Annotated in this window: 26 protein-coding genes and 3 tRNA genes; 5 read left to right on the top strand and 24 right to left on the bottom strand. The window is 71.6% G+C overall.

Going from position 1 to position 23,335, the window contains the following annotated elements; all coding sequences use genetic code 11:
- Nucleotides 1-459 (top strand): NAD(P)-dependent oxidoreductase (locus tag ACZ63F_RS16630; protein ID WP_469711755.1); only part of this gene is annotated, 459 nt, incomplete at its 5' end.
- Nucleotides 460-472: 13 nt separating this feature from the next.
- Here ACZ63F_RS16630 and ACZ63F_RS16635 read toward each other — a convergent pair.
- The 8 genes from ACZ63F_RS16635 to ACZ63F_RS16670 form a co-directional block, all read right to left on the bottom strand.
- Nucleotides 473-1,528: a UDP-N-acetylmuramate dehydrogenase gene (locus ACZ63F_RS16635; RefSeq protein ID WP_469711757.1), complete on the bottom strand. Its 1,056-nt coding sequence runs from the start codon at nt 1,526-1,528 to the stop codon at nt 473-475.
- Between the two features lie 123 nt (nt 1,529-1,651).
- Nucleotides 1,652-3,088: an MFS transporter gene (locus ACZ63F_RS16640; RefSeq protein WP_469711758.1), complete on the bottom strand. Its 1,437-nt coding sequence runs from the start codon at nt 3,086-3,088 to the stop codon at nt 1,652-1,654.
- Between the two features lie 111 nt (nt 3,089-3,199).
- Nucleotides 3,200-3,766, bottom strand: a complete 567-nt coding sequence (locus ACZ63F_RS16645) for a TetR/AcrR family transcriptional regulator (RefSeq protein ID WP_469711759.1) — start codon at nt 3,764-3,766, stop codon at nt 3,200-3,202.
- A gap of 120 nt (nt 3,767-3,886) precedes the next feature.
- Nucleotides 3,887-4,315 carry a MaoC family dehydratase gene (locus ACZ63F_RS16650; RefSeq protein WP_469711761.1) on the bottom strand — a complete coding sequence of 143 codons (429 nt, stop codon included), beginning with the start codon at nt 4,313-4,315 and terminating at the stop codon, nt 3,887-3,889.
- 7 nt (nt 4,316-4,322) lie between these two features.
- Entirely contained in the window at nt 4,323-4,787 is a 465-nt protein-coding gene (locus ACZ63F_RS16655) for an FAS1-like dehydratase domain-containing protein (protein WP_469711762.1), read from the bottom strand.
- A gap of 118 nt (nt 4,788-4,905) precedes the next feature.
- The gene (gene rpmG, locus ACZ63F_RS16660; protein WP_003948671.1) at nt 4,906-5,070 is read right to left on the bottom strand and encodes a 50S ribosomal protein L33; all 165 of its coding nucleotides are present in this window, start codon (nt 5,068-5,070) and stop codon (nt 4,906-4,908) included.
- A gap of 90 nt (nt 5,071-5,160) precedes the next feature.
- A tRNA-Met gene (locus ACZ63F_RS16665) sits at nt 5,161-5,233 on the bottom strand.
- A gap of 46 nt (nt 5,234-5,279) precedes the next feature.
- A tRNA-Thr gene (locus tag ACZ63F_RS16670) sits at nt 5,280-5,352 on the bottom strand.
- 289 nt (nt 5,353-5,641) lie between these two features.
- Between ACZ63F_RS16670 and ACZ63F_RS16675 the strand changes: the two genes are divergently transcribed.
- Both ACZ63F_RS16675 and ACZ63F_RS16680 read left to right on the top strand, forming a co-directional pair.
- Nucleotides 5,642-6,910: an amidohydrolase family protein gene (locus ACZ63F_RS16675; RefSeq protein ID WP_469711763.1), complete on the top strand. Its 1,269-nt coding sequence runs from the start codon at nt 5,642-5,644 to the stop codon at nt 6,908-6,910.
- A 180-nt stretch (nt 6,911-7,090) separates the two neighbouring features.
- Nucleotides 7,091-7,747, top strand: coding sequence for an SDR family oxidoreductase (locus tag ACZ63F_RS16680; RefSeq protein ID WP_469711765.1), 657 nt, complete (start codon nt 7,091-7,093; stop codon nt 7,745-7,747).
- Nucleotides 7,748-7,751: 4 nt separating this feature from the next.
- Here the strand turns inward: ACZ63F_RS16680 and ACZ63F_RS16685 are convergent, their stop codons facing one another.
- Nucleotides 7,752-7,964, bottom strand: a complete 213-nt coding sequence (locus ACZ63F_RS16685; protein WP_352359701.1) for a hypothetical protein — start codon at nt 7,962-7,964, stop codon at nt 7,752-7,754.
- Between the two features lie 205 nt (nt 7,965-8,169).
- Nucleotides 8,170-8,251, bottom strand: a tRNA-Tyr gene (locus ACZ63F_RS16690).
- 225 nt (nt 8,252-8,476) lie between these two features.
- On the opposite strand from ACZ63F_RS16690, the gene ACZ63F_RS16695 reads away from it, so the two are divergent.
- Entirely contained in the window at nt 8,477-8,965 is a 489-nt protein-coding gene (locus ACZ63F_RS16695) for a YajQ family cyclic di-GMP-binding protein (protein WP_093499708.1), read from the top strand.
- A gap of 97 nt (nt 8,966-9,062) precedes the next feature.
- Here ACZ63F_RS16695 and ACZ63F_RS16700 read toward each other — a convergent pair whose 3' ends face one another.
- Complete coding sequence (locus ACZ63F_RS16700) at nt 9,063-9,329, bottom strand: GlsB/YeaQ/YmgE family stress response membrane protein (RefSeq protein WP_352354432.1); 267 nt, start codon at nt 9,327-9,329, stop codon at nt 9,063-9,065.
- 202 nt (nt 9,330-9,531) lie between these two features.
- Here ACZ63F_RS16700 and ACZ63F_RS16705 point away from each other — a divergent pair, with 202 nt between their 5' ends.
- Nucleotides 9,532-10,779, top strand: a complete 1,248-nt coding sequence (locus ACZ63F_RS16705) for an APC family permease (protein WP_469711769.1) — start codon at nt 9,532-9,534, stop codon at nt 10,777-10,779.
- An 85-nt stretch (nt 10,780-10,864) separates the two neighbouring features.
- On the opposite strand, the gene ACZ63F_RS16710 is transcribed toward ACZ63F_RS16705, so the two are convergent.
- From ACZ63F_RS16710 to ACZ63F_RS16770, 13 genes are all read right to left on the bottom strand, one after another.
- Nucleotides 10,865-11,431 carry an SMI1/KNR4 family protein gene (locus tag ACZ63F_RS16710; protein ID WP_469711770.1) on the bottom strand — a complete coding sequence of 189 codons (567 nt, stop codon included), beginning with the start codon at nt 11,429-11,431 and terminating at the stop codon, nt 10,865-10,867.
- A 131-nt stretch (nt 11,432-11,562) separates the two neighbouring features.
- The gene (locus ACZ63F_RS16715) at nt 11,563-11,955 is read right to left on the bottom strand and encodes a YccF domain-containing protein (RefSeq protein ID WP_469711771.1); all 393 of its coding nucleotides are present in this window, start codon (nt 11,953-11,955) and stop codon (nt 11,563-11,565) included.
- On the bottom strand, nt 11,952-12,815 hold the full coding sequence (htpX, locus tag ACZ63F_RS16720) for a zinc metalloprotease HtpX (protein ID WP_351957553.1): 864 nt from the start codon (nt 12,813-12,815) through the stop codon (nt 11,952-11,954). Before htpX ends, ACZ63F_RS16715 begins: the two co-directional genes overlap by 4 nt.
- A gap of 236 nt (nt 12,816-13,051) precedes the next feature.
- Nucleotides 13,052-14,575, bottom strand: a complete 1,524-nt coding sequence (locus tag ACZ63F_RS16725; protein WP_469711772.1) for an NADH-quinone oxidoreductase subunit N — start codon at nt 14,573-14,575, stop codon at nt 13,052-13,054.
- Nucleotides 14,572-16,146: an NADH-quinone oxidoreductase subunit M gene (locus ACZ63F_RS16730; RefSeq protein ID WP_469711774.1), complete on the bottom strand. Its 1,575-nt coding sequence runs from the start codon at nt 16,144-16,146 to the stop codon at nt 14,572-14,574. The genes ACZ63F_RS16725 and ACZ63F_RS16730 overlap by 4 nt, the downstream gene beginning before the upstream one ends.
- A gap of 6 nt (nt 16,147-16,152) precedes the next feature.
- On the bottom strand, nt 16,153-18,147 hold the full coding sequence (locus tag ACZ63F_RS16735) for an NADH-quinone oxidoreductase subunit 5 family protein (protein ID WP_469711776.1): 1,995 nt from the start codon (nt 18,145-18,147) through the stop codon (nt 16,153-16,155).
- The gene (gene nuoK, locus ACZ63F_RS16740) at nt 18,144-18,521 is read right to left on the bottom strand and encodes an NADH-quinone oxidoreductase subunit NuoK (RefSeq protein ID WP_469711778.1); all 378 of its coding nucleotides are present in this window, start codon (nt 18,519-18,521) and stop codon (nt 18,144-18,146) included. Before nuoK ends, ACZ63F_RS16735 begins: the two co-directional genes overlap by 4 nt.
- Complete coding sequence (locus tag ACZ63F_RS16745) at nt 18,521-19,186, bottom strand: NADH-quinone oxidoreductase subunit J family protein (RefSeq protein ID WP_469711780.1); 666 nt, start codon at nt 19,184-19,186, stop codon at nt 18,521-18,523. Before ACZ63F_RS16745 ends, nuoK begins: the two co-directional genes overlap by 1 nt.
- Nucleotides 19,183-19,764: a NuoI/complex I 23 kDa subunit family protein gene (locus ACZ63F_RS16750; protein WP_469711781.1), complete on the bottom strand. Its 582-nt coding sequence runs from the start codon at nt 19,762-19,764 to the stop codon at nt 19,183-19,185. The genes ACZ63F_RS16745 and ACZ63F_RS16750 overlap by 4 nt, the downstream gene beginning before the upstream one ends.
- Entirely contained in the window at nt 19,764-20,732 is a 969-nt protein-coding gene (locus ACZ63F_RS16755; protein ID WP_217549043.1) for a complex I subunit 1/NuoH family protein, read from the bottom strand. Before ACZ63F_RS16755 ends, ACZ63F_RS16750 begins: the two co-directional genes overlap by 1 nt.
- Nucleotides 20,729-22,294 carry an NADH-quinone oxidoreductase subunit C gene (locus ACZ63F_RS16760; RefSeq protein ID WP_469711785.1) on the bottom strand — a complete coding sequence of 522 codons (1,566 nt, stop codon included), beginning with the start codon at nt 22,292-22,294 and terminating at the stop codon, nt 20,729-20,731. Before ACZ63F_RS16760 ends, ACZ63F_RS16755 begins: the two co-directional genes overlap by 4 nt.
- Nucleotides 22,291-22,896 (bottom strand): NADH-quinone oxidoreductase subunit B, encoded by a 606-nt coding sequence (locus tag ACZ63F_RS16765; protein WP_469711787.1) that lies wholly within the window; start codon nt 22,894-22,896, stop codon nt 22,291-22,293. Before ACZ63F_RS16765 ends, ACZ63F_RS16760 begins: the two co-directional genes overlap by 4 nt.
- Nucleotides 22,887-23,297 (bottom strand): NADH-quinone oxidoreductase subunit A, encoded by a 411-nt coding sequence (locus tag ACZ63F_RS16770; protein ID WP_093499722.1) that lies wholly within the window; start codon nt 23,295-23,297, stop codon nt 22,887-22,889. The genes ACZ63F_RS16765 and ACZ63F_RS16770 overlap by 10 nt, the downstream gene beginning before the upstream one ends.
- Nucleotides 23,298-23,335 lie beyond the last annotated feature (38 nt).

The following is a 23,335-nucleotide window of genomic DNA, read 5'->3' on the forward strand; positions in this document are numbered from 1 at the left end:
CTCCCCACCGCGCCCGCTCGCACCCTGCTCCTGTCCGTCCTCTACCTGCGCCTCCCCCCCCCCCCCCCCCCCCCCGCCCGACTGACCCGCACGGTCCTGGCCGCCATGGAGGCGGAGGCCGTACGGCGGCTGGTGGTGGTCAGCGCAGCGCCGGTGGGCCCGGAACCGGACGACGGCCTGCTGGACCGCACCATGCGCGGTGTGGTCGCCACCGTCCTCAAGCCGGTCTACGACGACCTGCGCGCGATGGAGGCCGAACTGTCCCGCAGCGGCACCGACTGGACCTCCGTACGCCCGCCGCGCCTGCAGGACAAGCCGCTGACCGGTACCTACCGCACGGTGGTGGGCGGCTTCCCGCGCAAGGGACGCTTCATCGCACGGGCGGACGTGGCCCACGCGATGCTCGCGATGATCGAGGACGCGGGGACGGTGAAGCAGGGGGTGGGCGTGGCGTACTGAGTCCGGGGAACGCTCAGAGACTGACGCCGACGGTCACCGGTTCGTTGACCAGGGTCACGCCGAACGCCTCCCGGACCCCGGCGACGACCTCCCGCGCCAGCTCCAGCAGGTCCTCGGTCGTGGCCCCGCCCCGGTTGGTCAGCGCCAGCGTGTGCTTCGTGGAGATCCGGGCCGCGCCGCTGCCGTACCCCTTGGTGAACCCGGCCTTGTCGATCAGCCAGGCCGCCGAGGTCTTGGTACGCCCTTCCCCGGCGGGGTAGGCGGGCGGCTCGGCCGCGTCGCCCAGCCGCTCGCGCACGCGCGCGTGGAACGCGGCGAACTGCTCGTCCGTGAGGATCGGGTTGGTGAAGAAGGATCCCGCCGACCAGGTGTCGTGGTCCTCGGGATCCAGCACCATGCCCTTTCCGGCACGCAGCTTGAGCACGGTCTCGCGGGCGTCGGCGAGCGGCACCCGGCCCCCCGGCTCCACCCCGAGCGCCCGCGCGGCCTCCGCGTACCGCACCGGCGCCGACAGCCCGCCCGCGTCCTCCAGCCCGAACCGGACACGCAGGACGACGTACCGCTCAGGGTCGGCCTTGAACCGGCTGTGCCGGTACGAGAACGCGCACTCCTCGTTGGCCAGCGTCACCGTCCCGCCGGTCCGCCGGTCGTACGCGACGACCTCGGTGACGGTCGAGGAGACCTCCTGCCCGTACGCCCCCACGTTCTGGATGGGCGTGGCACCCGCGGATCCCGGGATGCCGGCGAGGCACTCGATGCCCGCGAGGCCCGCTTCGACGGTGCGGGCGACCGCGTCGGTCCACACCTCACCGGCCGCCAGCTCCAGCGTCGTACCGCGCAGTTCGACTCCGGTGGTGGCGATGCGCAGGGCGGTGCCGTCGAAGCCCTTGTCACCGATGACCAGGTTCGATCCGCCGCCGATGACCAGCAGCGGGGTCCCGCTGTCGTCGGCCGCGCGGACGGCGGCGATCACCTCTGCGTCGGTGGTCGCGGTGACCAGCCGGGTGGCGGGGCCGCCGAGCCGGAAGGTGGTGAGGGGGGCGAGGGGGGCGTCGTGGAGTTCCTGCACGCGCCCAAGACTACGAGACGCCGCCGGCGGACCGGCCGCCACGAGCGGCATGCGCGCGTGGGGCCCCGTCCGCACCGGAAACGGGGCCCACGCGCGCGTGCCGTCAGCCGTCATCAGCCGCCGTCAGCCGCCGACGGATTCCAGTGCCGGTGCCGGGTCCCCGTCCGCCACGAGCCGCGCGGCGCGCCGCCGGCCGGGGATGACCAGGGCGGCGATCCCGGCGAGGGCCACCACGGCCGCGCCGGTGACCAGGGCGGGCTGCAGTCCGTCCACGAAGCTCTGGGCGCTCTCGTAGCCGCCCTGGGCGGAGAAGATGGACGACATGACCGCGACGCCGAGTGCGCCGCCGACCTCGCGCAGCGCGTTGTTGGCGCCGGAGGCGATGCCCTGTTCCTGCGGGCGTACGGCGGACATCACCAGGTTGGCGGCCGGGGCGAAGTACAGGGCCATGCCGATGCCGCTGACGATCAGGCCGGGCAGCTGGGCGCCGTAGGAGGCGTCGGCGGTGACGACCGAGGCCAGGTACCCGAGCCCGGCGGCCTGGAGGAAGAGCCCGGCCGCGACGACCGGGCGGCCGCCTATGCGGTCGGACAGGATGCCGGCGACCGGCGCGACGATCATCGGCATGCCGGTCCAGGGCAGCATCCGCAGGCCCGCCTCGGTGGGCGAGTAGCCGAGCACACCCTGCATGTACTGGCTGAGCAGGAAGATCGACCCGAACATCCCGAGGAACATCAGCAGGCTGGCCGCGTTGATCCCGGAGAAGGCGCGGGAGCGGAAGAGCCGCATGGGCAGCATGGGATTCTTGGCGCGGCTGCCGTGGAGGACGAAGCCGGCGAGCAGGGCACCGCCCGCGAACAGGCCGGTGAGCACGAGCGGGCTGGTCCAGCCGTCGGCGGGGCCGCGCACCAGGCCGTAGACGATCCCGAAGAGGCCGCCGCTGGCGAGCAGGGTGCCGGGGACGTCGAGCGGGGCGCCGGTGCCGTGCGACTCGGCGAGGCGGAGGCGGGCGAGCGGCAGCAGGGCGAGGCCGAGCGGTACGTTCAGCCAGAAGATCCAATGCCAGGACACGTGTTCGGTGAGGCTGCCGCCGATGAGCGGCCCGGAGGCGACCGCGAGCCCGTTGACGGCACCCCAGATGCCGTATGCCATCCCGCGCCTGGCCTCGGGCACGGCTGCCGTCAGCAGGGTGAGCGTGAGCGGCATCATGATCGCCGCGCCGACGCCCTGCACCGCGCGGGCGGCGATCAGGGAGTCGATGCCGGGTGCCATGGCCGCCGCGGCGGAGGCGCCGGTGAAGACGGTGAGCCCGGCGAGGAAGAGCCGGCGCCGGCCGAAGCGGTCACCCAGGGCGGCGCCGAACATCAGCAGGACGGCGAAGGTGAGCGTGTAGGCGCTCACGGTCCATTCGAGGTCGTCCAGGGCTCCGCCGAGGTCCTTGCGGATCGAGGGCAGGGCGGTGGTGACGACGAGGTTGTCGAGGGCCGCCATGAACCCGGCGACGCTGGTGATGACGAGGGCCCATCCGGCGCCCCCACGACGTGCGGTTTCTTCTGACATCGCTCCCCCAGAGCGTGCTCTGCGTTCGTTGATTAGTTATCAGTCACTAATTTTTTGCGCCATGAAAAGGCCCGGCTGGGAACGGCGGACCGCCCCTCACTCGTCCCCGCACTACTCCAGCCGCCCCGTGACCCCGGCGTCCGGGTGCATCCCCTGCCAGACCCGGTGCCCGGGCGGAAACCCCATGGCGGCATAGGTGTTGATGAGCATCCCTTTGGCCAGGAAGGTCGTGGTGCGGTCGACGTCCGCTCCCGAGAGCAGGTGGACGGTGTCCCACAGCCGCCCCCAGCCGGCCCGCACGAGCTCGCCGAACTCGTGCTCGCCCTCCGCCTCGGCGGCCGCGACGGCGATGTACGTCTGCATCTGCATCTGGAGCCGCTCCGGCTGCTCCTGGATGAGCTGCACGTAGGCGTCGCCCATGGCGTGCAGGGCCTCTTCGCCCCGCAACCCCTCGGCCGCCTTCTCGAAGAGCTCGCGCATCTCGTCGATGCAGCGCTGCGAGGCGACGGCGAAGATCGCCTTCTTGCCCGGAAAGAGCCGGAAGAGGTACGGCTGCGAGACCCCGACCCGCTTGGCGATCGCCTCGGTGGAGGTGCCGTAGTAGCCCCTCTGCGCGAACTCGGCGATCGCCGCACGGATGACGCTCTCGCGCCGCTCCTCTGCGCTCATCCTGACCATGCAAGAAAGTTAGTACCCAATCACTAACTACGTCAAGGAGTCCGGACAGCCGCTCTCCAGGGCCACGCGCGGGTAAGGGGCGCCGCTCCAGGGAGGACGCCCCTTACCGAGACGGCTGACTCAGCCCAGCCGCACGACCGCCCGCGACATGCCCAGCACCTTCTGCCCCGCGCTCGTCGCCGTCAGGTCGACGCGCACGGTGTTGTCTTCGAGCTTGGCCGCGACCTTGCCGCTGACCTCGATCAGGGCACCCTGATCGTCGTTCGGGACGACGACGGGCTTCGTGAAGCGGACGCCGTAGTCGACGACCGCGCCCGGGTCGCCGGTCCAGTCGGTGACCACCCGGATCGCCTCGGCCATGGTGAACATGCCATGGGCGATGACGTCCGGGAGGCCGACCTCCTTGGCGAACTTCTCGTTCCAGTGGATCGGGTTGAAGTCCCCGGAGGCGCCCGCGTACCGCACCAGCGTGGCGCGGGTCACGGGGAAGGTCTGGGCCGGCAGTTCGGTGCCGACCTCGACGTCCTCGTACGCGATCTTCGACGTCATCGGATGCTCACGCCCCGCCTTCTTCTTCGTCCGCAGCGCGGGCCACCAGCTTGGTCAGGGCGCTCACCACGAGCTCGCCGCTCTCGTCGTGGACGTCACCGCGGATGTCGATGATGTCGTTGCCCGCGAGGGACTTGACCGCCTCGATGGTCGAGGTCACGGTCAGCCGGTCGCCGGCGCGCACCGGACGCCGGTAGGCGAACTTCTGGTCGCCGTGCACCACCCGGCTGTAGTCCAGGCCGAGCTGCGGGTCCTCGACGACCTGGCCGGCCGCACGGAACGTGATCGAGAAAACAAAAGTCGGCGGGGCGATCACATCGGAATGGCCGAGCGCCTTGGCGGCCTCCGGGTCCGTGTACACGGGGTTGGTGTCACCCACCGCCTCGGCGAACTCACGGATCTTCTCCCGCCCCACCTCGTAGGGCTCGGTGGGTGGGTAGGTCCGTCCCACGAAGGACTGGTCGAGCGCCATTGGCCCGGCACCTCCTGATGTCTGCTGTGCTGCCCCACAAACTAGCGGGAAAGGCATCGGCCGAAACGCCGTGAGGCCGCCCCCGAGTCGGGGACGGCCTCACGGACGAGCCTGTTTGTTATCGCGTTTCGCGGTGCGCGGTGTGCGCGTTGCAACGCGGGCAGTGCTTCTTCATCTCAAGACGGTCCGGGTTGTTACGCCGGTTCTTCTTGGTGATGTAGTTCCGCTCCTTGCACTCCACGCAGGCCAGCGTGATCTTCGGGCGGACGTCGGTGGCAGCCACGTGAGTGCTCCTAAGACGAACGGATGGACTGATTCAACGCAAGAAAGAGTAGCCGATCGAAGGACCGACCCCGCAATCGGCTACTGTCAGTAGCGGTGACCGGACTTGAACCGGTGACACAGCGATTATGAGCCGCTTGCTCTACCGACTGAGCTACACCGCTTTGATGAGATCGGCCCCCGCCTCGCGACGGGAACCTCTCACACCAGAGCCCCAATACGGAATCGAACCGTAGACCTTCTCCTTACCATGGAGACGCTCTGCCGACTGAGCTATTGGGGCGAGCGATGAAGACATTACACGCTCGGCCGCCGTTCGCCCAAATCCGTTTCCCGCCGCCCTTCCCGGCCCCCTCCGGGGCCCCTTCGGGCCGCCTCCCGCACGGCTCACAACGGCCTCCCGGGCCCCTTCCGTCAGCCCCCACGCGCGCGTGGGCGACCATTCCCCGCAGGTCCGACGGCTCCGGTACGACTATTGAGCTCCTCCCCGCCGCACGCGGCTCGCCGCCCTAGGCTCGACTCACTCTGCGTGATCTTGAGTCCCATGCCTGGTCCGACCCTGATGGAGCGCGATGCCCGACAGCCAGCCGCAGCCGCCCTCGTCGTCGTCCAACCCGCAGGGTTCCTCGGGCCAGCCCGACCCGGCCGCGCTCCTGCTGTGCGGGGCGCGGCTCACCGACGGCAGGACCGTGGACGTACGGCTGGGCTGCGGGCGCATCGAGGCGGTGGGTACGGCCGGCAGCCTGGCCGCGGGCCCGGCCCGCACGGGCGGCACGCGCGTGGACCTGTCCGGCTACCTCCTCCTCCCCGCCCCGGCCGAACCGCACGCCCACGGCGACACCGCGCTCTCCGCCGAACACCACGGCCCGGTCTCCTACGAACCCGAGGACGTCCAGCGCCGCGCCACCGAGGCGGCCCTGCTGCAGCTGGGACACGGTGCGACGGCGGTACGCGCGCACGTGCGCGTGGGCGACGTCCAGGGGCTGGGCGCCCTTGCCGCCGTCCTGCAGGCGCGCCGCTCGCTGCGCGGGCTCGCGGAACTCACGGCGGTAGCGATGCCGCGCGTGCTGACCGGGATCGCCGGCGCCGACGGGCTCGCCATACTGCGGGACGCCGCGAAGATGGGCGCGTCGGTCATGGGCGGCTGCCCCGACCTGGACCCCGATCCCACCGGGTACGCGGAGGCGGTCCTGGAGATCGCCTCCGAACACGGCTGCCCGGTCGACCTGCACACCGATGCCACCGACCCCGCCCGGCTGGCCAGGCTCGCGGCGATGGCAGGCGGCATGCGCCCCGGCGTGGTCCTCGGACCGTGCGCCGGGCTCGCGCGCCTGCCCGCCGAGGTGGCCGCGCGGGTCGCGGACCAGCTCGCCGCGGCCGGCATCACGGTGGTGTGCCTGCCCCAGGGCGGCTGCGGTGCCGTGGACCGCCGCGGCACGCCTCCGGTACGGCTGCTGCGCGCGGCCGGGGTGCGGATCGCCGCCGGCAGCGGCGCCCTGCGCGACCTGTCGAACCCAGTCGGCCGCGGCGACCCCCTGGAGGCGGCCTACCTCCTGGCCTCCCGGCACGGCCTGCGCCCCGAGGACGCCTACGACGCCGTGAGCACCGCCTCCCGCGCCGCCCTCGGCCTGCCCGAGGTCCGCGTCGAGGCCGGCTTCCCCGCCGAACTCCTCGCGGTACGCGGCGAGCACCTGGCCGGCGCGCTCTCGCTCGCCTACAGCCGGATCGTGGTGCACCGGGGGCGCGTGGTGGCACGCACGAGCGCGGTCCGCGAGTACTGCAACTCGGCGGTGGCAGCGGAACTGGGGCTGCCGCGCCAGGGGCGGGGGGAGTTGTCCTGAGGGGCACGCGAACGCGAACGCCCGGACGCGGGCCGGGGGCGCGGGAGCGCGCGGCACGGAGCGCGGGATCCCGACAGCGCGCCCGTACCGGACCGGCGCACGCCAGGAGGAACCACCCGGGCGTGTGGGGCGCATGAAGTCGTGCGGCGGATGCGGGGCTTCGGGCGTACGGTCTGAAACATGCGCATTGTCATCGCTGGTGGTCATGGTCAGATCGCGTTGCGGCTGGAGCGGCTGCTCTCCGCGCGCGGGGACGAGGCCGCGGGAATCATCCGGAGAGCCGAACAGAGCGACGACCTGCGGGCGGCCGGTGCCGAACCGGTGCTGCTGGACCTGGAGTCGGCGTCGGTCGAGGAGGTCGCGGCGATCCTGCAGGGGGCGGACGCGGCGGTGTTCGCGGCGGGCGCGGGCCCGGGCAGCGGCACGGCCCGCAAGGAGACGGTGGACAAGGGCGCGGCGGTGCTGTTCGCGGACGCGGCCGTGCGCGCGGGCGTACGCCGTTTCGTGGTCGTCTCCTCGATGGGCGCGGACCCGGCACACCGAGGCGACGACGTCTTCGACGTGTACCTGCGGGCCAAGGGCGAGGCCGACGCGTACGTGACCGGGCAGAGCGCTCTCGACTGGACGATCCTGCGCCCCGGTTCGCTGACCGACGCGCCGGGCACCGGTCTGGTGCGGCTGGAGGCGCACACGGGCCGGGGTGCGGTCCCCCGTGACGACGTGGCCGCCGTACTGGCGGAGTTGGTGGACACCTCGGCGACGGCGGGCCTGACCCTGGAGCTGATCGGCGGGTCGACGCCGGTCACGGTGGCCGTGAAGTCGGTGGCCGGGAACTGAGGCCTCAGAACAGCGGCAACTGCCCGGGGAACTCCGGCACGACGTAGCCGTCCAACGTGGGTTCCACGGCCCCGGTCCGGGCCTGCTGCCGCGAGCCGGAGCAGGAGACGAGCTCTCCGGCCTCGCGGGCCCCGGGCGGGTCGTGCCGCGCGAAACGGCCCGCCACGACGGCGATTTCACGGCGGCACACCGGGCAGGTTCTGCGTCGGGAGGACATGTGTTCAGTGTGCCCCGAGGCGGGGGACCCGCGGCGGACCGCGGTCCGGCCGCCTCACCGCCGAACCACCGTCATGATCTTCGTCACGCCCGGCGTCCACGCTCCGCGTCCACATGGTCCGGCCCGTGCGAGGACATGCGACCGAGCACATGACGAAGGGCCCGTGACCTGCATGATCGCAGGTCACGGGCCCTTCGTTCCCGTGTGGCGGCGCCAGGATTCGAACCTGGGAAGGCTGAGCCGGCAGATTTACAGTCTGCTCCCTTTGGCCGCTCGGGCACACCGCCGGGGTTTCGCCACCAGGCCGTACCGCTTTTCGGCGGTGCTCCCTGGCAACGACGTAAACAATACCCGATCCGCAGGGGTGCTCCGCCACCCGATTGATCGCCGCCCGCGGGACGCGGGGTGGCTAGGCTGGGCGGATGCGGCCCGGTCCCCACCCCGGGCTCGGCGGCTGCCGTCGCGCGCCGCGACGCATCCCGTCACACCCCCGATACAAGGAGCCACAGGACATGGCCGACTCCAGTTTCGACATCGTCTCGAAGGTCGAGCGGCAGGAGGTCGACAACGCCCTCAACCAGGCCGCCAAGGAGGTCTCGCAGCGTTACGACTTCAAGGGCGTGGACGCCTCGATCGCCTGGTCCGGCGAGAAGATCCTGATGCAGGCGAACTCCGAGGAACGGGTCAAGGCGATCCTCGACGTCTTCCAGTCGAAGCTGATCAAGCGTGGCATCTCGCTGAAGGCGCTGGACGCGGGTGAGCCGCAGCTCTCCGGCAAGGAGTACAAGATCTTCGCGTCGATCGAGGAGGGCATCTCCCAGGAGAACGCGAAGAAGGTCGCGAAGATCATCCGTGACGAGGGCCCCAAGGGCGTGAAGGCCCAGGTGCAGGGCGACGAACTGCGGGTCAGCTCCAAGAGCCGCGACGACCTCCAGGCCGTGATCGCGCTCCTGAAGGGCCAGGACTTCGACTTCGCGCTCCAGTTCGTGAACTACCGGTAGGAAGCGTCTTCGAAGTACGAGGAGGGCGGGGACCGCGCGGTGCCCGCCCTCCTCGTACTTACTCGCTCACTCGTGCGCCGGCACCGGCCGGGCCTGGTCAGTCGCGCGAGTTGCCGAACAGGATGCGGTAGGCGATCAGCAGGACCAGTGAGCCGCCGATCGCCGCCACCCAGGTCGCGCCGTCGTAGAAGTTCTTGGTGACCGGGTGGTCCAGCCAGCGGGCCGATATCCACCCGCCGAGGAACGCACCCACGATGCCGATGAGGGTCGTGCCGATGAAGCCCCCCGGGTCGCGCCCCGGCAGCAGGAGTTTGGCGATGGCGCCGGCCAACAGTCCCAGGATGATCCAGCTGATGATGCCCATGACCTGAACCTGCCCTTCCGCGCTGTGTTCGCACTGTTCCGGCCCTGTGATTTCGGTCGGGGCCGGCCGTGCCGGACTGGTGGTGCCGGACAGGCCGTCCGAGCCGTCCGCATGTGTCCGTCGCGCGTGTGTTCGTGTCTTGTCGATGACGAGGACGCCTGGGCGATACCGCACGGTTGCAGTGATCAGTAAGGTGCGCCGGGTGGCCTCCTCAAGTCCTTCCGGTCTGCGGCGCACGCTGGGCGTGCACGACGCAGTGATCGTCGGCCTCGGCTCGATGGTCGGGGCCGGCGTGTTCTCCGCCCTCGGCCCCGCCGCCCGCGCCGCGGGGTCGGGGCTGCTGCCGGCTCTGGCCGTCGCAGCCCTGGTCGCCTACTGCAACGCCATGTCCTCGGCACGCCTGGCCGCGCGGTACCCGCAGTCGGGCGGTACCTACGTGTACGGGCGGGAGCGGCTCGGCGCCTTCTGGGGGTATCTCGCGGGCTGGTCGTTCGTCGTCGGCAAGACGGCGTCCTGCGCGGCGATGGCGCTCACGGTGGGCGCGTACGTCTGGCCGGGGCAGGCGCACGCGGTGGCGGTGGCCGCCGTGGTGGCGCTGACCGCCGTGAACTACGGCGGCATCCAGAAGTCGGCCTGGCTGACGCGGGTGATCGTGGCCGTGGTGCTGACGGTCCTCGCAACCGTGGCGGTGGTGTGCCTGACGTCCCAGGCGGCGGACGCGGAGCGGCTGGACGTCGGACTGCCGACGGGCGTGGGCGGGGTACTCGAGGCGGCCGGTCTGCTGTTCTTCGCGTTCGCCGGGTACGCGCGGATCGCGACCCTCGGCGAGGAGGTCCGGGACCCGGCGCGCACCATTCCGCGTGCGATCCCGCTGGCTCTGGGGATCACGTTGGTGGTGTACGCGTGCGTGGCGGTGGCCGCGGTCTCGGTGCTGGGCACGGACGGGCTGGGGCGGGCGGCCGCGCCGCTGGCCGACGCGGTGCGGGCGGCCGGGGTACCGGGGCTGGTGCCCGTGGTGCGGGTGGGGGCCGCGGTGGCCGCGCTCGGCTCGCTGCTGGCACTGATCCTGGGGGTGTCGCGGACGACGCTGGCCATGGCCCGCGACGGTCATCTGCCGCCGGCGCTGGCCGCCGTACACCCCCGTTTCCAGGTCCCGCACCGCGCGGAGCTGGCCGTCGGCGCGGTGGTCGCCGCGGTGGCGGCGACCACGGACGTACGGGGTGCCATCGGTTTCTCCTCCTTCGGGGTGCTGGCGTACTACGCGGTGGCCAACGCCTCGGCGTGGACCCTGGATCGGGCGCCGCGGGCGCGAATGGTGCCGGCGGTGGGACTGCTGGGGTGTGTGATCCTCGCTTTCGCGCTGCCGGTGATCTCGGTGGTCGTGGGGGCGGCCGTACTGGCGCTGGGTGCGGCGGCGTACGCCGTACGGGGGTGGGTGGCGGCCCGGTAGACACGGGGGCCGCCCCGACGTCGACCACCGCGACTGCGGGCTGCGGCGTGGGACCGCGGCGGCCGCCTTCGGCGGACTCCGTCCCTCAGAGGGCCCGCTCCGGGACCGTGCGGGTCCGGAAGCCGCCCCAGGGGGTGAGATCCGTGCCCTCGTCGGTCTCCTCGTACCAGCCCGTGCCCTCCAGCCAGATGCGCAGCCAGTCGGCGAGGCTGGGCGCGTCCACGAACCAGGCGCCGTCGGCGCCGTCGGCGTTGGGCTCGTAGAGCAGGACCGTGGCCTGCGGGTCCCTGCAGTCCACGCACGCATACATGCCGCACCCCCAGTGGGATATCGGCAGGACGCCCTCGGGCCAGGGCCGGTCCGGGTTCTTGCGGCCGTACTCGCGGTTGGTGAGGTATTGGGGCACGGCGGCCGGTTCTCCCGAGGGCGCGGAGTCGAGCAGGGGCAGCAGGCCGTACGACGGGCCGAAGCCGCCGTCGCCCACCCGCTCGTAGAGCGCTGCGAGGAGAGGTGGCAGCGGGAAACCGAGGGTCTGACCGGCGCGGTCGAGCGTGACGGCGTCGACCGGCGCGGGGAGCGAAGGCCAGCCCCACGGGCGGGAGTTGCGGGCCTGTGCGGTCACCCGTGTCAGCAACTGCTCGATCTCGGTCATGGCTTCATGATGCAGGCCGCCACTGACATCCGCGCCGGCCTGTGGACAACCTCCGGCCGACGCTCCGGAGCCGCCCGGCCTGTGGACAACTCGTGGGCCGAAGGCGTCGGGTCGGGTCGGACGGGGTGCGGTCAGCGGGTCGCGAACGGCTGGTCCGTGGGGACGATCTCGCGTCCGAGCGGAAACAGGGAGACCGGGATCAGCTTGAAGTTGGCGATGCCGAACGGGATGCCGATGATCGTCAGGCACATCGCGATGCCGGTGACGATGTGGGCGAGGGCCAGCCACCAGCCGGCGAGGATCAGCCACAGTACGTTGCCGACACAGGAGGGGGCACCCGCGTCGCGTCGCTCCACGGTCGTGTACCCGAAGGGCCACAGGGCGTACACGCCGATACGGAAAGCGGCTATGCCAAATGGAATGCCGATGACCGTGATGCACAGGATCACGCCGGCCAGCAGGTAACCGAGGAACAGCCAGAAGCCGCTCAGGACGAGCCAAATGATGTTCAGGATGGTCTTCACCGAGGGCGACCTGCCATCTTCTCTAGCCGGGCGATCCGTTCCGCCATGGGCGGGTGCGTCGAGAACATCTTGGACAGTCCCTGACCCGGGCGGAAGGGGTTCGCGATCATCATGTGACTCGCGGTCTCGATCCGGGGCTCGGGAGGCAGCGGGAGCTGTTTGGTGCCGGCGTCCAACTTGCGCAGGGCGCCGGCGAGGGCGAGCGGGTCGCCGGTGAGCTGGGCGCCGGAGGCGTCCGCCTCGTACTCCCGGGAGCGGCTGATGGCGAGCTGGATGAGGCTGGCGGCCAGCGGACCCAGGATCATGATCAGCAGCAGGCCGAGGAAGCCGGGTCCGTCGTCGTCGTCCGAACGGCCGACCGGGATCAGCCAGGCGAAGTTGACCAGGAACATGATCACCGAGGCCAGGGCGCCGGCGACCGACGAGATGAGGATGTCCCGGTTGTAGACGTGGCTGAGTTCGTGGCCGATGACGCCCCGCAGTTCCCGCTCGTCCAGGATGCGCAGGATGCCTTCCGTGCAGCACACGGCGGCGTTGCGCGGATTACGGCCCGTGGCGAAGGCGTTCGGTGCCTCGGTCGGGGAGATGTACAGGCGGGGCATGGGCTGGCGGGCCTGGGTGGAGAGTTCGCGGACCATCCGGTACAGGGCCGGCGCCTCGAACTCGCTCACGGGGCGGGCGCGCATCGCGCGTAGCGCCAGCTTGTCGCTGTTCCAGTACGCGTACGCGTTCGTGCCGAGGGCGACGAGGACCGCGACGATCAGACCCGTTCGGCCGAAGAAGCTGCCGATGACGATGATGAGTGCCGACAGCCCCCCGAGGAGAACTGCGGTCCTGAGCCCGTTGTGCCGGCGGTGCACGGTACGCCCTCCAAGTCGTGCGGCAGGGGAACCCTTTGCCTGCGGTGCTGCCTTCCGATCTGCGATGCCACCGGTGTCGTGGTGTCACGTCCAGTGGACCCTCCCGCACTGGTCAACGCCAGGCGACGGCCACTAGTTCCCTTGTGTCCGCTGTGCGCGGGGTGAGCCGTCCGGGTGAGGGGCCGCGCCCGGCGGGCGGACGGCCGGCACGCGCGCGTGGCGGCGCGTGCCGGCCGTCAGAACAGGCCGGAGGTGGCGAAGCGCAGTACCAGCTGGGGAGCGCCGGAGAGGACGACGCCGAGGGTGCCGGTGAGGGCGAGCGCGGCCGTGAGAGGGGCGGGGAGGCGGTGCCTGGCGGGCTCGCCCTCAGGGGCCCGGAACAGGAGTGCCGTCCACTGAAGGTAGTAGTAGAGGGCGATCACCACGTTGACGGCCATGACGACGGCGAGCCAGCCGAGACCGGCGTCGACGGCGGCCGAGAAGACGGTGACCTTCGCGAACAGGCCGATGATGCCGGGCGGGAGCCCTGCGAGGCAGAGCAGGAAGAACGCGAGCAGCAGGGCGGTGAGCGGGTTCCTGGCGTACAGGCCGCGGTAGTCGGAGATGCGGTTGAGCCGCTCGGTACGGGCGACGGCCGCGGCCACGGCGAAGGCGCCGAGGTTCACCGCCGCGTACATGAGCGCGTAGGCGATGGTGGAGCCGACGGCCTTCCGGGCGTCCCCGCTGTATCCGGCGGCTGCGATCGGCACCAGCAGATAGCCGGCCTGGCCCACCGACGACCAGGCCAGCAGCCGTACCGCGCTGTACGCGCGCGTGGCCCGCTGGCGCAGGGCGGCCGCGTTGCCGACGGTCATGGTGAGCGCGGCCAGGGCGGCGAGCGCGGGGCCCCAGACGTCGGCGTACGACGGGAAGGCGACGACGGTGACCAGGATCAGCCCGGAGAAGCCGACGGCCTTGCCGACGACCGACAGGTAGGCGGCGACCGGGAGCGGCGCGCCGACGTAGGTGTCGGGCACCCAGAAGTGGAAGGGGACGGCGGCTGTCTTGAACGCGAAACCCACAAGGGTGAGGACGACGCCCGTCTGGGCGAGCGTGTGCAGTTGTCCGTCGACGTGCTGGATGCGGTCCGCGACCTGGGTGAGGTAGAGGGTGCCCGTGGTGGCGTACACGAAGCTGATGCCCATGAGGCTGACGGCGGTCGCGGTCACCGAGGAAAGGAAGAACTTAAGGGCTGCTTCGGAGGACCTCTTGTCGCCGTGCCGGATGCCGACGAGGGCGAAGGCGGGCAGCGAGGCCACTTCCAGGGCGACGACCAGAGTGGCGAGGTCGCGGGAGGCGGGCAGCAGGGCGGCGCCGGCGGCCGAGGAGAGCAGCAGGAACCAGAACTCGCCCTGGGGGTAGCGGCGGTCGCCGTCCTTCAGCGCGGTGACGGACAGCAGGGCGGTGAGCAGGGCGCCGCCGAGGACGAGGAACTGCACGACCAGGGTGAACCGGTCGGCTGTGTAGCTGCAGGCGCGCGTGGCACCGGTGAGGCAGAAGGTGCTGCGGTCGTGGCCGAGGAGCGGGAGCAGCAGGAGGGCGGCCGCGGCGAGTCCGGCGACCGAGATCCAGCCGAGGAGCGGCTTCCTCGCCTCGGGTACGAACAGGTCGGCGACCAGGACGGCCAGGCCGACGGCCGCGGTGAGGGTGGGCGGGGCGATGGCGAGCCAGTCGACGGACTGGACGAGGTTCGCGGCCAGTGGCTGGGCCAGGGCGCTCATCGGGTGCCTCCTGCGAGGAGCTGCTGCACGGCCGGATCGGTCAGACCGAGCAGGGCCTTCGGCCACAGTCCGGCGACGACGGTGAGGGCGACGAGCGGGGTCCAGGCCGCGAACTCGTAGGTGCGGACGTCGGCGAGCTTCGGCACTTCCTGCGATGCGGCGCCCATGCAGACGCGGCGGACCACGGCCAGCATGTAGGCGGCCGTCAGCAGGGTGCCGAAGGCGGCGATCGCCATGAACGTCAGGAAGGCCGGGCGGCTGAGGGCTGCGGCGGGCTTGAACGCGCCGAACAGGGCCAGCATCTCGCCCCAGAACCCGGCGAGTCCCGGCAGCCCGAGCGAGGCGACGGCGGCGAACGCGAGCAGGCCGCCGAGGCGCGGTGCCCTGCCGTACAGCGCGGCCCCCGTCTCCTCGGCGAGGGTGTCCAGGTCGGTCGTGCCGGTGCGGTCCTTCAGGCCGCCGACCAGGAAGAAGAGCAGGCCGGTGATGAGACCGTGGGCGATGTTGGCGAACAGTGCGCCGTTGACGCCGGTCGGGGTCATGGTGGCGATGCCGAGCAGGACGAAGCCCATGTGTCCGACGGAGGAGTAGGCGATCAGACGCTTGAGATCGCCCTGCGCGCCTCGTTTGGCGAGGTTCAGGCAGGCCAGGGACCCGTAGATGATCCCGACGACCGCGAAGGCTGCGAGGTACGGCGCGAAGGTGCGGAAGCCGTCCGGCGCGACCGGCAGCAGGATCCGGACGAACCCGTACGTGCCCATCTTCAGCAGGACACCGGCCAGCAGTACCGAGCCGACGGTGGGCGCGGCGGTGTGGGCGTCCGGCAGCCAGCTGTGCAGGGGCCACATCGGGGTCTTGACCGCGAGCCCGATCCCGATCGCCAGAACGGCGATGACCTGCACGGATGTGGTCAGCGACCGGCCGTTGTCAGTGGCGAGTGCCACCATGTCGAACGTGCCCGCCTTGATTCCGATCAGGAGCAGGCCGAGCAGCATGACGACGGATCCGAGCAGCGTGAAGAGGATGAACTTCCAGGCGGCCCGGGTCCGTCCCTCGCCGCCCCAGCGGGCGATGAGGAAGTACATCGGGATGAGCACCGTCTCGAAGGCGAGGAAGAACAGCAGCAGGTCGAGGACGGCGAAGCTCGCGAGGACGCCGCACTCCAGGACGAGCAGCAGGGCGACGAAGGCCTTCGGGGACGGTCCCGCGGGCGGGTTGAAGTACGCGTAGAGCGCGCAGAGGAAGGTCAGCAGCGCGGTCAGGACCACGAGGGGGAGGGAGATGCCGTCGATGCCGAGGTGGATGCGCACGTCGAGTGCGGGGATCCAGCTGATGTCGGTCGTGGCCTGCATCCTCGACGGATGGCTGTGGTCGAAGCCGAGCGCGAGGACGATCGCGGCGACGAGGATCGCGCCGGTCACGGTCACGCCGTGCCGGAGTACGGCCTGCTGGGGCGACTTTCCCTTCAGCCCGGGCGGGGCGGGCAGCAGGGCGGCGACGGCGCCGAGAAGCGGGCCGACCACGATCAGTGCCAGAAGAACTTGCATCACGGACTCGCTGATATCGATCACGCCTGCTCACGCTCCCGTGGCGACGAGGAGGACGGCGACCACCAGGACGACGGTGCCGGCGAGCAGCGCGCTCACATAGGTCTGGACGTTGCCGGTCTGGGCACGCCGTACGGCGGCGCCGAGCAGGCGGGGCAGTGCGCCCGCCCCACGGACGTAGGTGTCGACGACCTCGCGGTCGAGGAACTGGACGAGGCTCGCGGCGGCCAGCACCGGGCGGACGAACAGCGCGCCGTAGACCGCATCGAGGTGGAAGCCTTCGGCCGCGTGCCGGTGCAGCGGGCCGAGCAGCAGCCGGCCGGGGTCCGCCGGGTCGGGTGCGTAGGCCACGTCGCCGAAGGCGGGCTTGTGGGTGGCGATGGCCTCGGCCTCGACCAGTCCGGCGTCGCCCTCCGGGTGGGCGGCGACGGCGCCCAGCGGGGTGCGGGCGGCCCGTGTTCTGGTGCGCTGCCAGGCGCCGTAGGTGACGAGTCCGCCGACGAGCGCGAGGCCGGTGCCGAGGACCGAGGTGGTCAGGGTCGGAGTCAGGGCGCGGCCGTCGAACCAGCCGGGCAGTGACCGGTAGGCGAACCCGCCGAAGGCGAGGGAGGGCACGGCCAGGACCCACAGCACCACGGTCATGGACAGCGGCTGCCTGCCGTGGTCCGGTGCCTCGGCCCCCTGGCCCCGGAAGGTGAGCAGCCACAGCCGGGTCGCATAGGCGGCGGTGAGCAGGGCGGTGGCAAGGCCCGCGACCAGGACGATCCAGCCGGCGCTGCCGGGGGCGTTCTCGGTGTGGCCTGTGGCGACGTGCTCGGCGGCGCCGAGGACGGACTCCTTCGAGAAGAACCCGCTGAACGGCGGGATCGCGGCGAGCGCGAGCAGGGCCACGGTCATCGTCCAGTAGGCGTCCGGGACGCGGTCGCGCAGGCCGGAGGTGCGGGACATGACGGCCAGCGAGTTGGTACCGGCGGCGTGGATGACCACCCCGGCCGCGAGGAACAGCAGCGCCTTGAAGGCGCCGTGGGACAGGAGGTGGAAGACGGCGGCACCCCGGTCACCGACGGCGAGGGCGCCCGTCATGTAGCCGAGCTGGCCGATCGTCGAGTAGGCGAGGACGCGCTTGATGTCGTCCTGGGCGAGCGCGGCGAGGGCCGAACCGACCATCGTGACGGCTCCCATGACGGCGAGGACGACCATCACGGCCGCGCTGGCCTCGAAGACCGGAAGGAGACGGGCGACGAAGTAGACACCGGCGGCGACCATCGTCGCGGCGTGGATCAGCGCGGAGACGGGGGTGGGACCGGCCATCGCGTCGGGGAGCCAGGTGTGCAGCGGGAACTGCGCGGACTTGCCGGCCACACCGCACAGGAGCAGTAGCCCGACCAGGGTGGGGTGGTGCAGTCCGCCGTTCGCGACGGTGTCGAGGACCGTCGTGACGCGGAACGATCCGGCGTCGGTGGCCAGCGCGAACAGGCCGATCAGGAACGGTACGTCGCCGAGTTTGGTGACCAGGAAGGCCTTCATGGAGGCGGCGCGCGCCTCGGGGGTCTCCCAGTAGTGACCCACCAGGAAGTAGGAGCAGATGCCCATGACTTCCCAGCCGACCAGCAGCACGATCAGGTCGCCGGAGTAGACGACCACCAGCATCGCGGAGGTGAACAGGGAGACGAGGGCGGCGTACGACGGGTAGCGCGGGTCGTCCCGGAGATACCCGGTCGAGTAGATCTGCACGCAGGCGGCGACGAAGGCGACCAGGACGGCGACGAGGGCGGCGAAGCCGTCGACGTGCAGGGCGAGTTCGATCGGGACCGAGCCGGTCGGAGTGAGCTCGGTGTGGGCGTCGACGGACCGGCCGCCGCCCTGGTCGGCGGCGACCGTGCAGGCGAGGGCCAGCGTGGCGAGCGTCGGCAGGACCGCGAGCGGGCGGACGAAACCGGGGGCGGTGCGCCCCAGGAGCAGACCGGCGGCGGCGCCGAGGAACGGCAGGAGGGGGACGAGAGCGGCGAGGGTGGTCGTGGTCACGCGGTGGCCTCAGCCTTCTCGTCGGCCGCCCTGTCCGTGGGCGTGCCGTCCTCGCGGCCCTCGGCGGTGTCGCGGAGCCGGTCGATGTCGGAGGTGCCGCGGTTGCGGTAGACGGCGAGGACGATCGCCAGGCCGATGCCGATCTCGGCGGCCGCGATGGCGATGGTGAACAGGGTCAGGGCCTGGCCGGAGTGCAGCGTCTCCCGGGCGGCCTTGCTCAGCCAGACGTCGAAGGCGACGAGGTTCAGGTTGACGGCGTTGAGCATCAGCTCGACCGACATCAGGACCAGGATCGCGTTGCGGCGGGCGAGGACGCCGTACAGGCCGGTGCAGAAGAGGAGGACGGAGAGAACGGCGGGATAGGCGAGGTGCATCAGCGGGCGCCTTCCTGCTCGTCGTCCCGTTCGCTGTCCTGCTCGATCGGGTGAATCCCGGAATCCGTGACGGAGGGGGAACTCTGCGTGACGGCCCGGCCGTTCACAGGGGGCGGGGCCGACTCCGCCTTCGCCTTCCGGGACAGGACGATCGCGCCGACCAGGGCCGCCAGGAGGAGGACGGAGAGGGCCTCGAAGGGCAGGACCCAGTTCTGGAAAAGGCTCGCCCCGGTGACCTTCGTCGAGCCGGCGGCGGCGCCGTCCAGGTCGATCCAGGTGGTGCGGAAGGCGTCCCCGACCACCCAGACCAGAGCGGCCGCGGCGGCCACGGCGACGGCCAGCGCGATCCAGCGGTTTCCGGAGTCGGCGTCCGGGGAGCGACCGATCGGGGCCTTGGTGAGCATCAGACCGAACAGAAGGAGGACGACGACGGAACCCACATAGATGAGGACCTGCACCCAGGCGATGAACTCGGCGGTGAGCAGCAAGTATTCGACGGCGAGCCCGCCGAGGGCGACCACCAGCCACAGGGCGGCGTGCACCAGCTGGCGGGTGGTGACGGTGACGAGGGCGGCGCCGAGGGTGACCAGGCCGACGAGCACGAAGGCGATCTCCACGCCGGTCGGGGACAGGAAGCCGTGGGGCGCCTGGGCGAGCGGGCTCACGCCTCCCCCTCCCCCGGCTCGACCCGGTCGGTGGCCGACTCGGCCTCGGCGGCCCGGGCCGCCGCGAGCTTCTCGGCGGACTTGCGGGCGGCGGCGATCTCCTTCGGTTCCTCCGCGCCGGGGTCGAGGGCGGGTGGGGCCGGGACCGTCCACATCCACTCGCGGAGCTTGTCGCGCTCGTGGGTGAGTTCGCGGATGTCGGTCTCGGCGTACTCGAACTCCGGGGACCAGAACAGGGCGTCGAAAGGACAGACCTCGATGCAGATACCGCAGTACATGCACAGGGAGAAGTCGATGGCGAAGCGGTCCAGGACGTTGCGGCTGCGGTCACGGCCACCCGGGGCCGCCGCCGGGACGGTCTCCTTGTGGGAGTCGATGTAGATGCACCAGTCGGGGCACTCACGGGCGCAGAGCATGCAGACCGTGCAGTTCTCCTCGAACAGCCCGATCACACCCCGGGTGCGGGGCGGAAGGTCGGGAAGGGCGTCCGGGTACTGCTCGGTGACCGACTTCCGGGTCATCGTGCGCAGGGTGACGGCCAGGCCCTTGGCCAGGCCCGAGCCGGGGATGGGGGCCACTAGGAGATCACCACCTTGACGATGCCGGTGAGGGCGATCTGGGCGAGAGAAAGGGGGACGAGGAGGGTCCAGGAGAACTTCTGCAACTGGTCCTCGCGCAGCCGGGGGTAGGTCACGCGGAGCCAGATCACGACGAAGGCCAGGAGCGCCGTCTTCAGGAGGGTCCACAGCCAGCCGAGGCCGTCCGCACCCCACGGGCCGTGCCAGCCGCCCAGGAAGAGGACGGTGGTCAGGCCGCACAGGACGACGATCCCGGCGTACTCGGCGAGCAGGAACAGGGCGAAGCGCAGCCCGGTGTACTCGGTGTACGCACCGAAGATGATCTCCGAGTCGGCGACGGGCATGTCGAACGGGGGCCGCTGGAGTTCCGCGAGGCCGGCGACGAAGAAGACAAGACCGCCGGTGATCTGCCAGGGCAGCCACCACCAGTGGAAGGAGCCGACGATGCCCGGCAGGGAGACGGTACCCGCCGCCATCGCCACGGAGGCGGCGGCGAGCAGCATCGGGAGTTCGTAGGCGAGGAGCTGGGCGGCGGTACGCAGGCCGCCGAGGAGGGAGAACTTGTTGGCACTGGCCCAGCCGGCCATGAGCGAGCCGAGGACGCCGACGCCCATCACGGCCAGCACGAAGAACACACCCGCGTCCAGGACCTGGCCGACCGCGCCCTCGCCGGGGCCGATGGGGATGGCGAGCAGCACGAGCAGATACGGGAGGAGGGCCACCGCGGGGGCCAGCTGGAAGACACGGCGGTCCGCGCCCGCCGGGACCACGTCCTCCTTCTGCGCGAACTTCACGCCGTCGGCGATCAGCTGGGCCCAGCCGTGGAAACCTCCGGCGTACATCGGGCCGAGGCGGCCCTGCATATGGGCCATCACCTTGTGCTCGGTCTGACCGACGATCAGGGGGAAGGTGAGGAAGACGACGAACACGACGAGGAGTCGCAGGGCGACGTCCAGAGCGTCGTTCACTGCGGGCCTCCTGGGGGGTCGTCGGGGTGGGCGGGGTGTTCGGCGGCGGTGTCGTCGGGGGTCGGGGCTTCGGGGGTGCGCTCAGCGGCGGGGGGCTCTGCGGGGTTCGGCTCGGGCTCTTCAGGCGCTTCGGGCTCCTCGGGCTCCTCTGGTGCGGCGGGGCTCGGCTCTGCCGATCCCGAGCCCGACTCAGGCCCCGAGGCCGCCTGCTCCGGTCCGGTCGGTTCCGGTGCCGTTGGCTCCGCCGTGGGCGGTGTGGGCGCCTCAGGCTCCGCACCCGGCTCCTCGGCCTTGGTTCCGGCAGCGTCGGCTGCCTCCGCCGGGTCGGCCGATGTCCCGCCAGGCGGCCCCCCGGCCGCCGGTTCGTCGAAGGCCGGACGGGCGTGGTGCCAGGGCGCGTCCGAGCTACGGGGGGTTGCGGCGGGGCGGCCCGGGGTGGCCGGTGCCGTCGGCGGGCCCGTCTCAGCCTCCGTCTCCTGCACACGCTGGGAAGCGGAGCCGCCCGAGGCGGTACGCGTCCGGCGAGGCCCCCGGGGAGCAGCCGACGGCGCCGTCGCCGCAGCGGCCCCTGCCGTACCGGTGCCTTCCGAACCGGTGCCTTCCGAACCGGTGCCTTCCGAACCGGTGCCTTCCGAACCGGTGCCTTCCGTACCAGTGCCTTTCGTACCGGTGCCTTCCGCGACGGCGTTCTCAGTGGGCGACGCTGCCTCCGCACCGGACGCTGTCCGCTGTGAAGCGGACCCCCCGCTCGCACTGCGTGCCCGGCGCGGAGTGGCCGTCGGCCCTGCCGCACCGGACGCCTCGGTCGACTCGACCCCTCCGGTCGACTCCACCGGCCCGGTCACCCCGGCGGCCTGGCTCGCCGAGCCCTCCGCGGCCGTGCGTGAGCGGCGCACCGGGCGGTCGTCGGTTCCGCGGGCCGGGCGGGGCGGGCGGTCGCCGGCCGTGCGGCCTGCTGCGGGGCGGGCCTGGCGGGCGGGGGCGGCCGGGAGTTGGCCCTTGAGGGGACCCCACTCGTTCGGGTCGGGGACGCCCGGGGGAAGCATCTGGCGGCGCTTGGGGCCGCCGTGGTCGGACTCGCCCGGCTCCTTGGCGCCGGGCCAGGCCTTGGCGACGCGGGCGGCGAGCACGAAGTCCTTGCGGAGGGGGTGGCCTTCGAAGGTTTCCGGGAGGAGGAGGTGGTCCAGGCCGGGATGGCCGGTGAAGCGGACGCCGAACATCTCGTGGGTCTCGCGTTCGTGCCAGCGGGCGCCCGCATAGACGCCGACGGCGGACGGGAGTTCGGGGGCGGTGTGCGGGACGGTCGTGCGCAGGAGCAGGCGGCGGACCGGGGCGAGGGCGACGACGTGGGCCGAGACGCGGAAGCCGGTGCCGGGTTCGTCGACGGCGCTCAGCCAGTCGAAGTAGGTGCAGGAGAGAGTCGTACGGGCGATCTCCAGGGCGGCGAGCCAGGAGGAGGGAGGGACGTCGACCGTGAGGACGTCGTAGGACTCGTCGGCCGTGGCGTCCGTGCCGAAGAGTTCCTCGACAGGGGCCGGAAGCCAGCCGGCCGGGGCTGTCATCGCCCGTCCCCTTCGCGCTCGGCGTCCGTGCGGGCCGGGGGCCGGACCAGGTCGCTCTGGAGGGCCGCGGCGGACGGGCGGGGGGTGCCGTAGCGCTCGCCCAGGGATTCCGTCGCGATCTTCTCCTGGAGTTTGAGGATGCCCTGGAGGAGCGCCTCGGGGCGCGGCGGGCAGCCGGGGACGTAGACGTCGACGGGGATGATCTGGTCGACGCCCTTGGTGACGGAGTAGGAGTCCCAGTAGGGGCCGCCGCAGTTCGAGCAGGCGCCGAAGGAGATGACGTACTTCGGTTCGGGCATCTGCTCGTACAGGCGTTTGACCGCCGGGGCCATCTTGTCCGTGACCGTGCCCGAGACCACCATGAGGTCGGCCTGACGGGGTCCCGGCGCGAAGGGGATCACGCCGAGGCGGATGAAGTCGTGGCGGGCCATCGACGCGGCGATGAACTCGATCGCACAGCAGGCCAGGCCGAAGTTGAAGACCCAGAGCGAGTAGCGGCGGCCCCAGTTGAGGACGACCTTCATCGGTTCGGGGGCGAGGCGGGCGAGCGTGCCCAGCCTCTTCGGCTCCGGCAGCGGCACGGGCTCCGGCATCACGTCCATGTCAGGACGCCCTTCTTGTATGCGTACAGCAGGCCGACGGCGAGGAAGCCGAGGAAGACGAACATCTCCACGAGCGTGGTCGCGCCGTAGCCGGGGGCGGCGAAGACCGTCGCCCAGGGGAACAGGAAGATCGAGTCGACGGCGAAGATGACGTAGAGGAAGGCGTAGACGTAGTAGCGGACCTGGGTGTGGGCCCAGCCCTCGCCGACCGGGTCGACGCCGCACTCGTAGGTGAGGAGTTTCTCGGGCGTGGGGACCACCGGGCGCAGCAGCCGGCCGGCGCCGAAGGCGACGGCGACGAAGACCACGCCGACCAGCGTCAGCAGTCCCACGACCGAGTAGGACGCGAAGTAGTCCGCGGCGAGGACCGCGGTCGGTCCACCGCCCACCGTCTCCCGCATCGCCCGTCCCTCGCTCCCTCGACTGACCACGGGCCCGA

The sequence above is a fragment of the Streptomyces sp. NPDC104761 genome, assembly GCF_055583445.1.

What these genes read in the sequence shown, in the direction of transcription:
- ACZ63F_RS16640 (WP_469711758.1), bottom strand. Translation starts at nt 3,088, where the DNA reads ATGTCAGAAGAAACCGCACGTCGTGGGGGCGCCGGATGGGCCCTCGTC.
- ACZ63F_RS16645 (WP_469711759.1), bottom strand. Translation starts at nt 3,766, where the DNA reads ATGGTCAGGATGAGCGCAGAGGAGCGGCGCGAGAGCGTCATCCGTGCG.
- ACZ63F_RS16650 (WP_469711761.1), bottom strand. Translation starts at nt 4,315, where the DNA reads ATGACGTCGAAGATCGCGTACGAGGACGTCGAGGTCGGCACCGAACTG.
- ACZ63F_RS16655 (WP_469711762.1), bottom strand. Translation starts at nt 4,787, where the DNA reads ATGGCGCTCGACCAGTCCTTCGTGGGACGGACCTACCCACCCACCGAG.
- ACZ63F_RS16675 (WP_469711763.1), top strand. Translation starts at nt 5,642, where the DNA reads ATGCCCGACAGCCAGCCGCAGCCGCCCTCGTCGTCGTCCAACCCGCAG.
- ACZ63F_RS16680 (WP_469711765.1), top strand. Translation starts at nt 7,091, where the DNA reads ATGCGCATTGTCATCGCTGGTGGTCATGGTCAGATCGCGTTGCGGCTG.
- ACZ63F_RS16685 (WP_352359701.1), bottom strand. Translation starts at nt 7,964, where the DNA reads ATGTCCTCCCGACGCAGAACCTGCCCGGTGTGCCGCCGTGAAATCGCC.
- ACZ63F_RS16695 (WP_093499708.1), top strand. Translation starts at nt 8,477, where the DNA reads ATGGCCGACTCCAGTTTCGACATCGTCTCGAAGGTCGAGCGGCAGGAG.
- ACZ63F_RS16700 (WP_352354432.1), bottom strand. Translation starts at nt 9,329, where the DNA reads ATGGGCATCATCAGCTGGATCATCCTGGGACTGTTGGCCGGCGCCATC.
- ACZ63F_RS16710 (WP_469711770.1), bottom strand. Translation starts at nt 11,431, where the DNA reads ATGACCGAGATCGAGCAGTTGCTGACACGGGTGACCGCACAGGCCCGC.
- ACZ63F_RS16725 (WP_469711772.1), bottom strand. Translation starts at nt 14,575, where the DNA reads ATGAGCGCCCTGGCCCAGCCACTGGCCGCGAACCTCGTCCAGTCCGTC.
- nuoK (WP_469711778.1), bottom strand. Translation starts at nt 18,521, where the DNA reads ATGCACCTCGCCTATCCCGCCGTTCTCTCCGTCCTCCTCTTCTGCACC.
- ACZ63F_RS16760 (WP_469711785.1), bottom strand. Translation starts at nt 22,294, where the DNA reads ATGACAGCCCCGGCCGGCTGGCTTCCGGCCCCTGTCGAGGAACTCTTC.
- ACZ63F_RS16765 (WP_469711787.1), bottom strand. Translation starts at nt 22,896, where the DNA reads ATGGACGTGATGCCGGAGCCCGTGCCGCTGCCGGAGCCGAAGAGGCTG.
- ACZ63F_RS16770 (WP_093499722.1), bottom strand. Translation starts at nt 23,297, where the DNA reads ATGCGGGAGACGGTGGGCGGTGGACCGACCGCGGTCCTCGCCGCGGAC.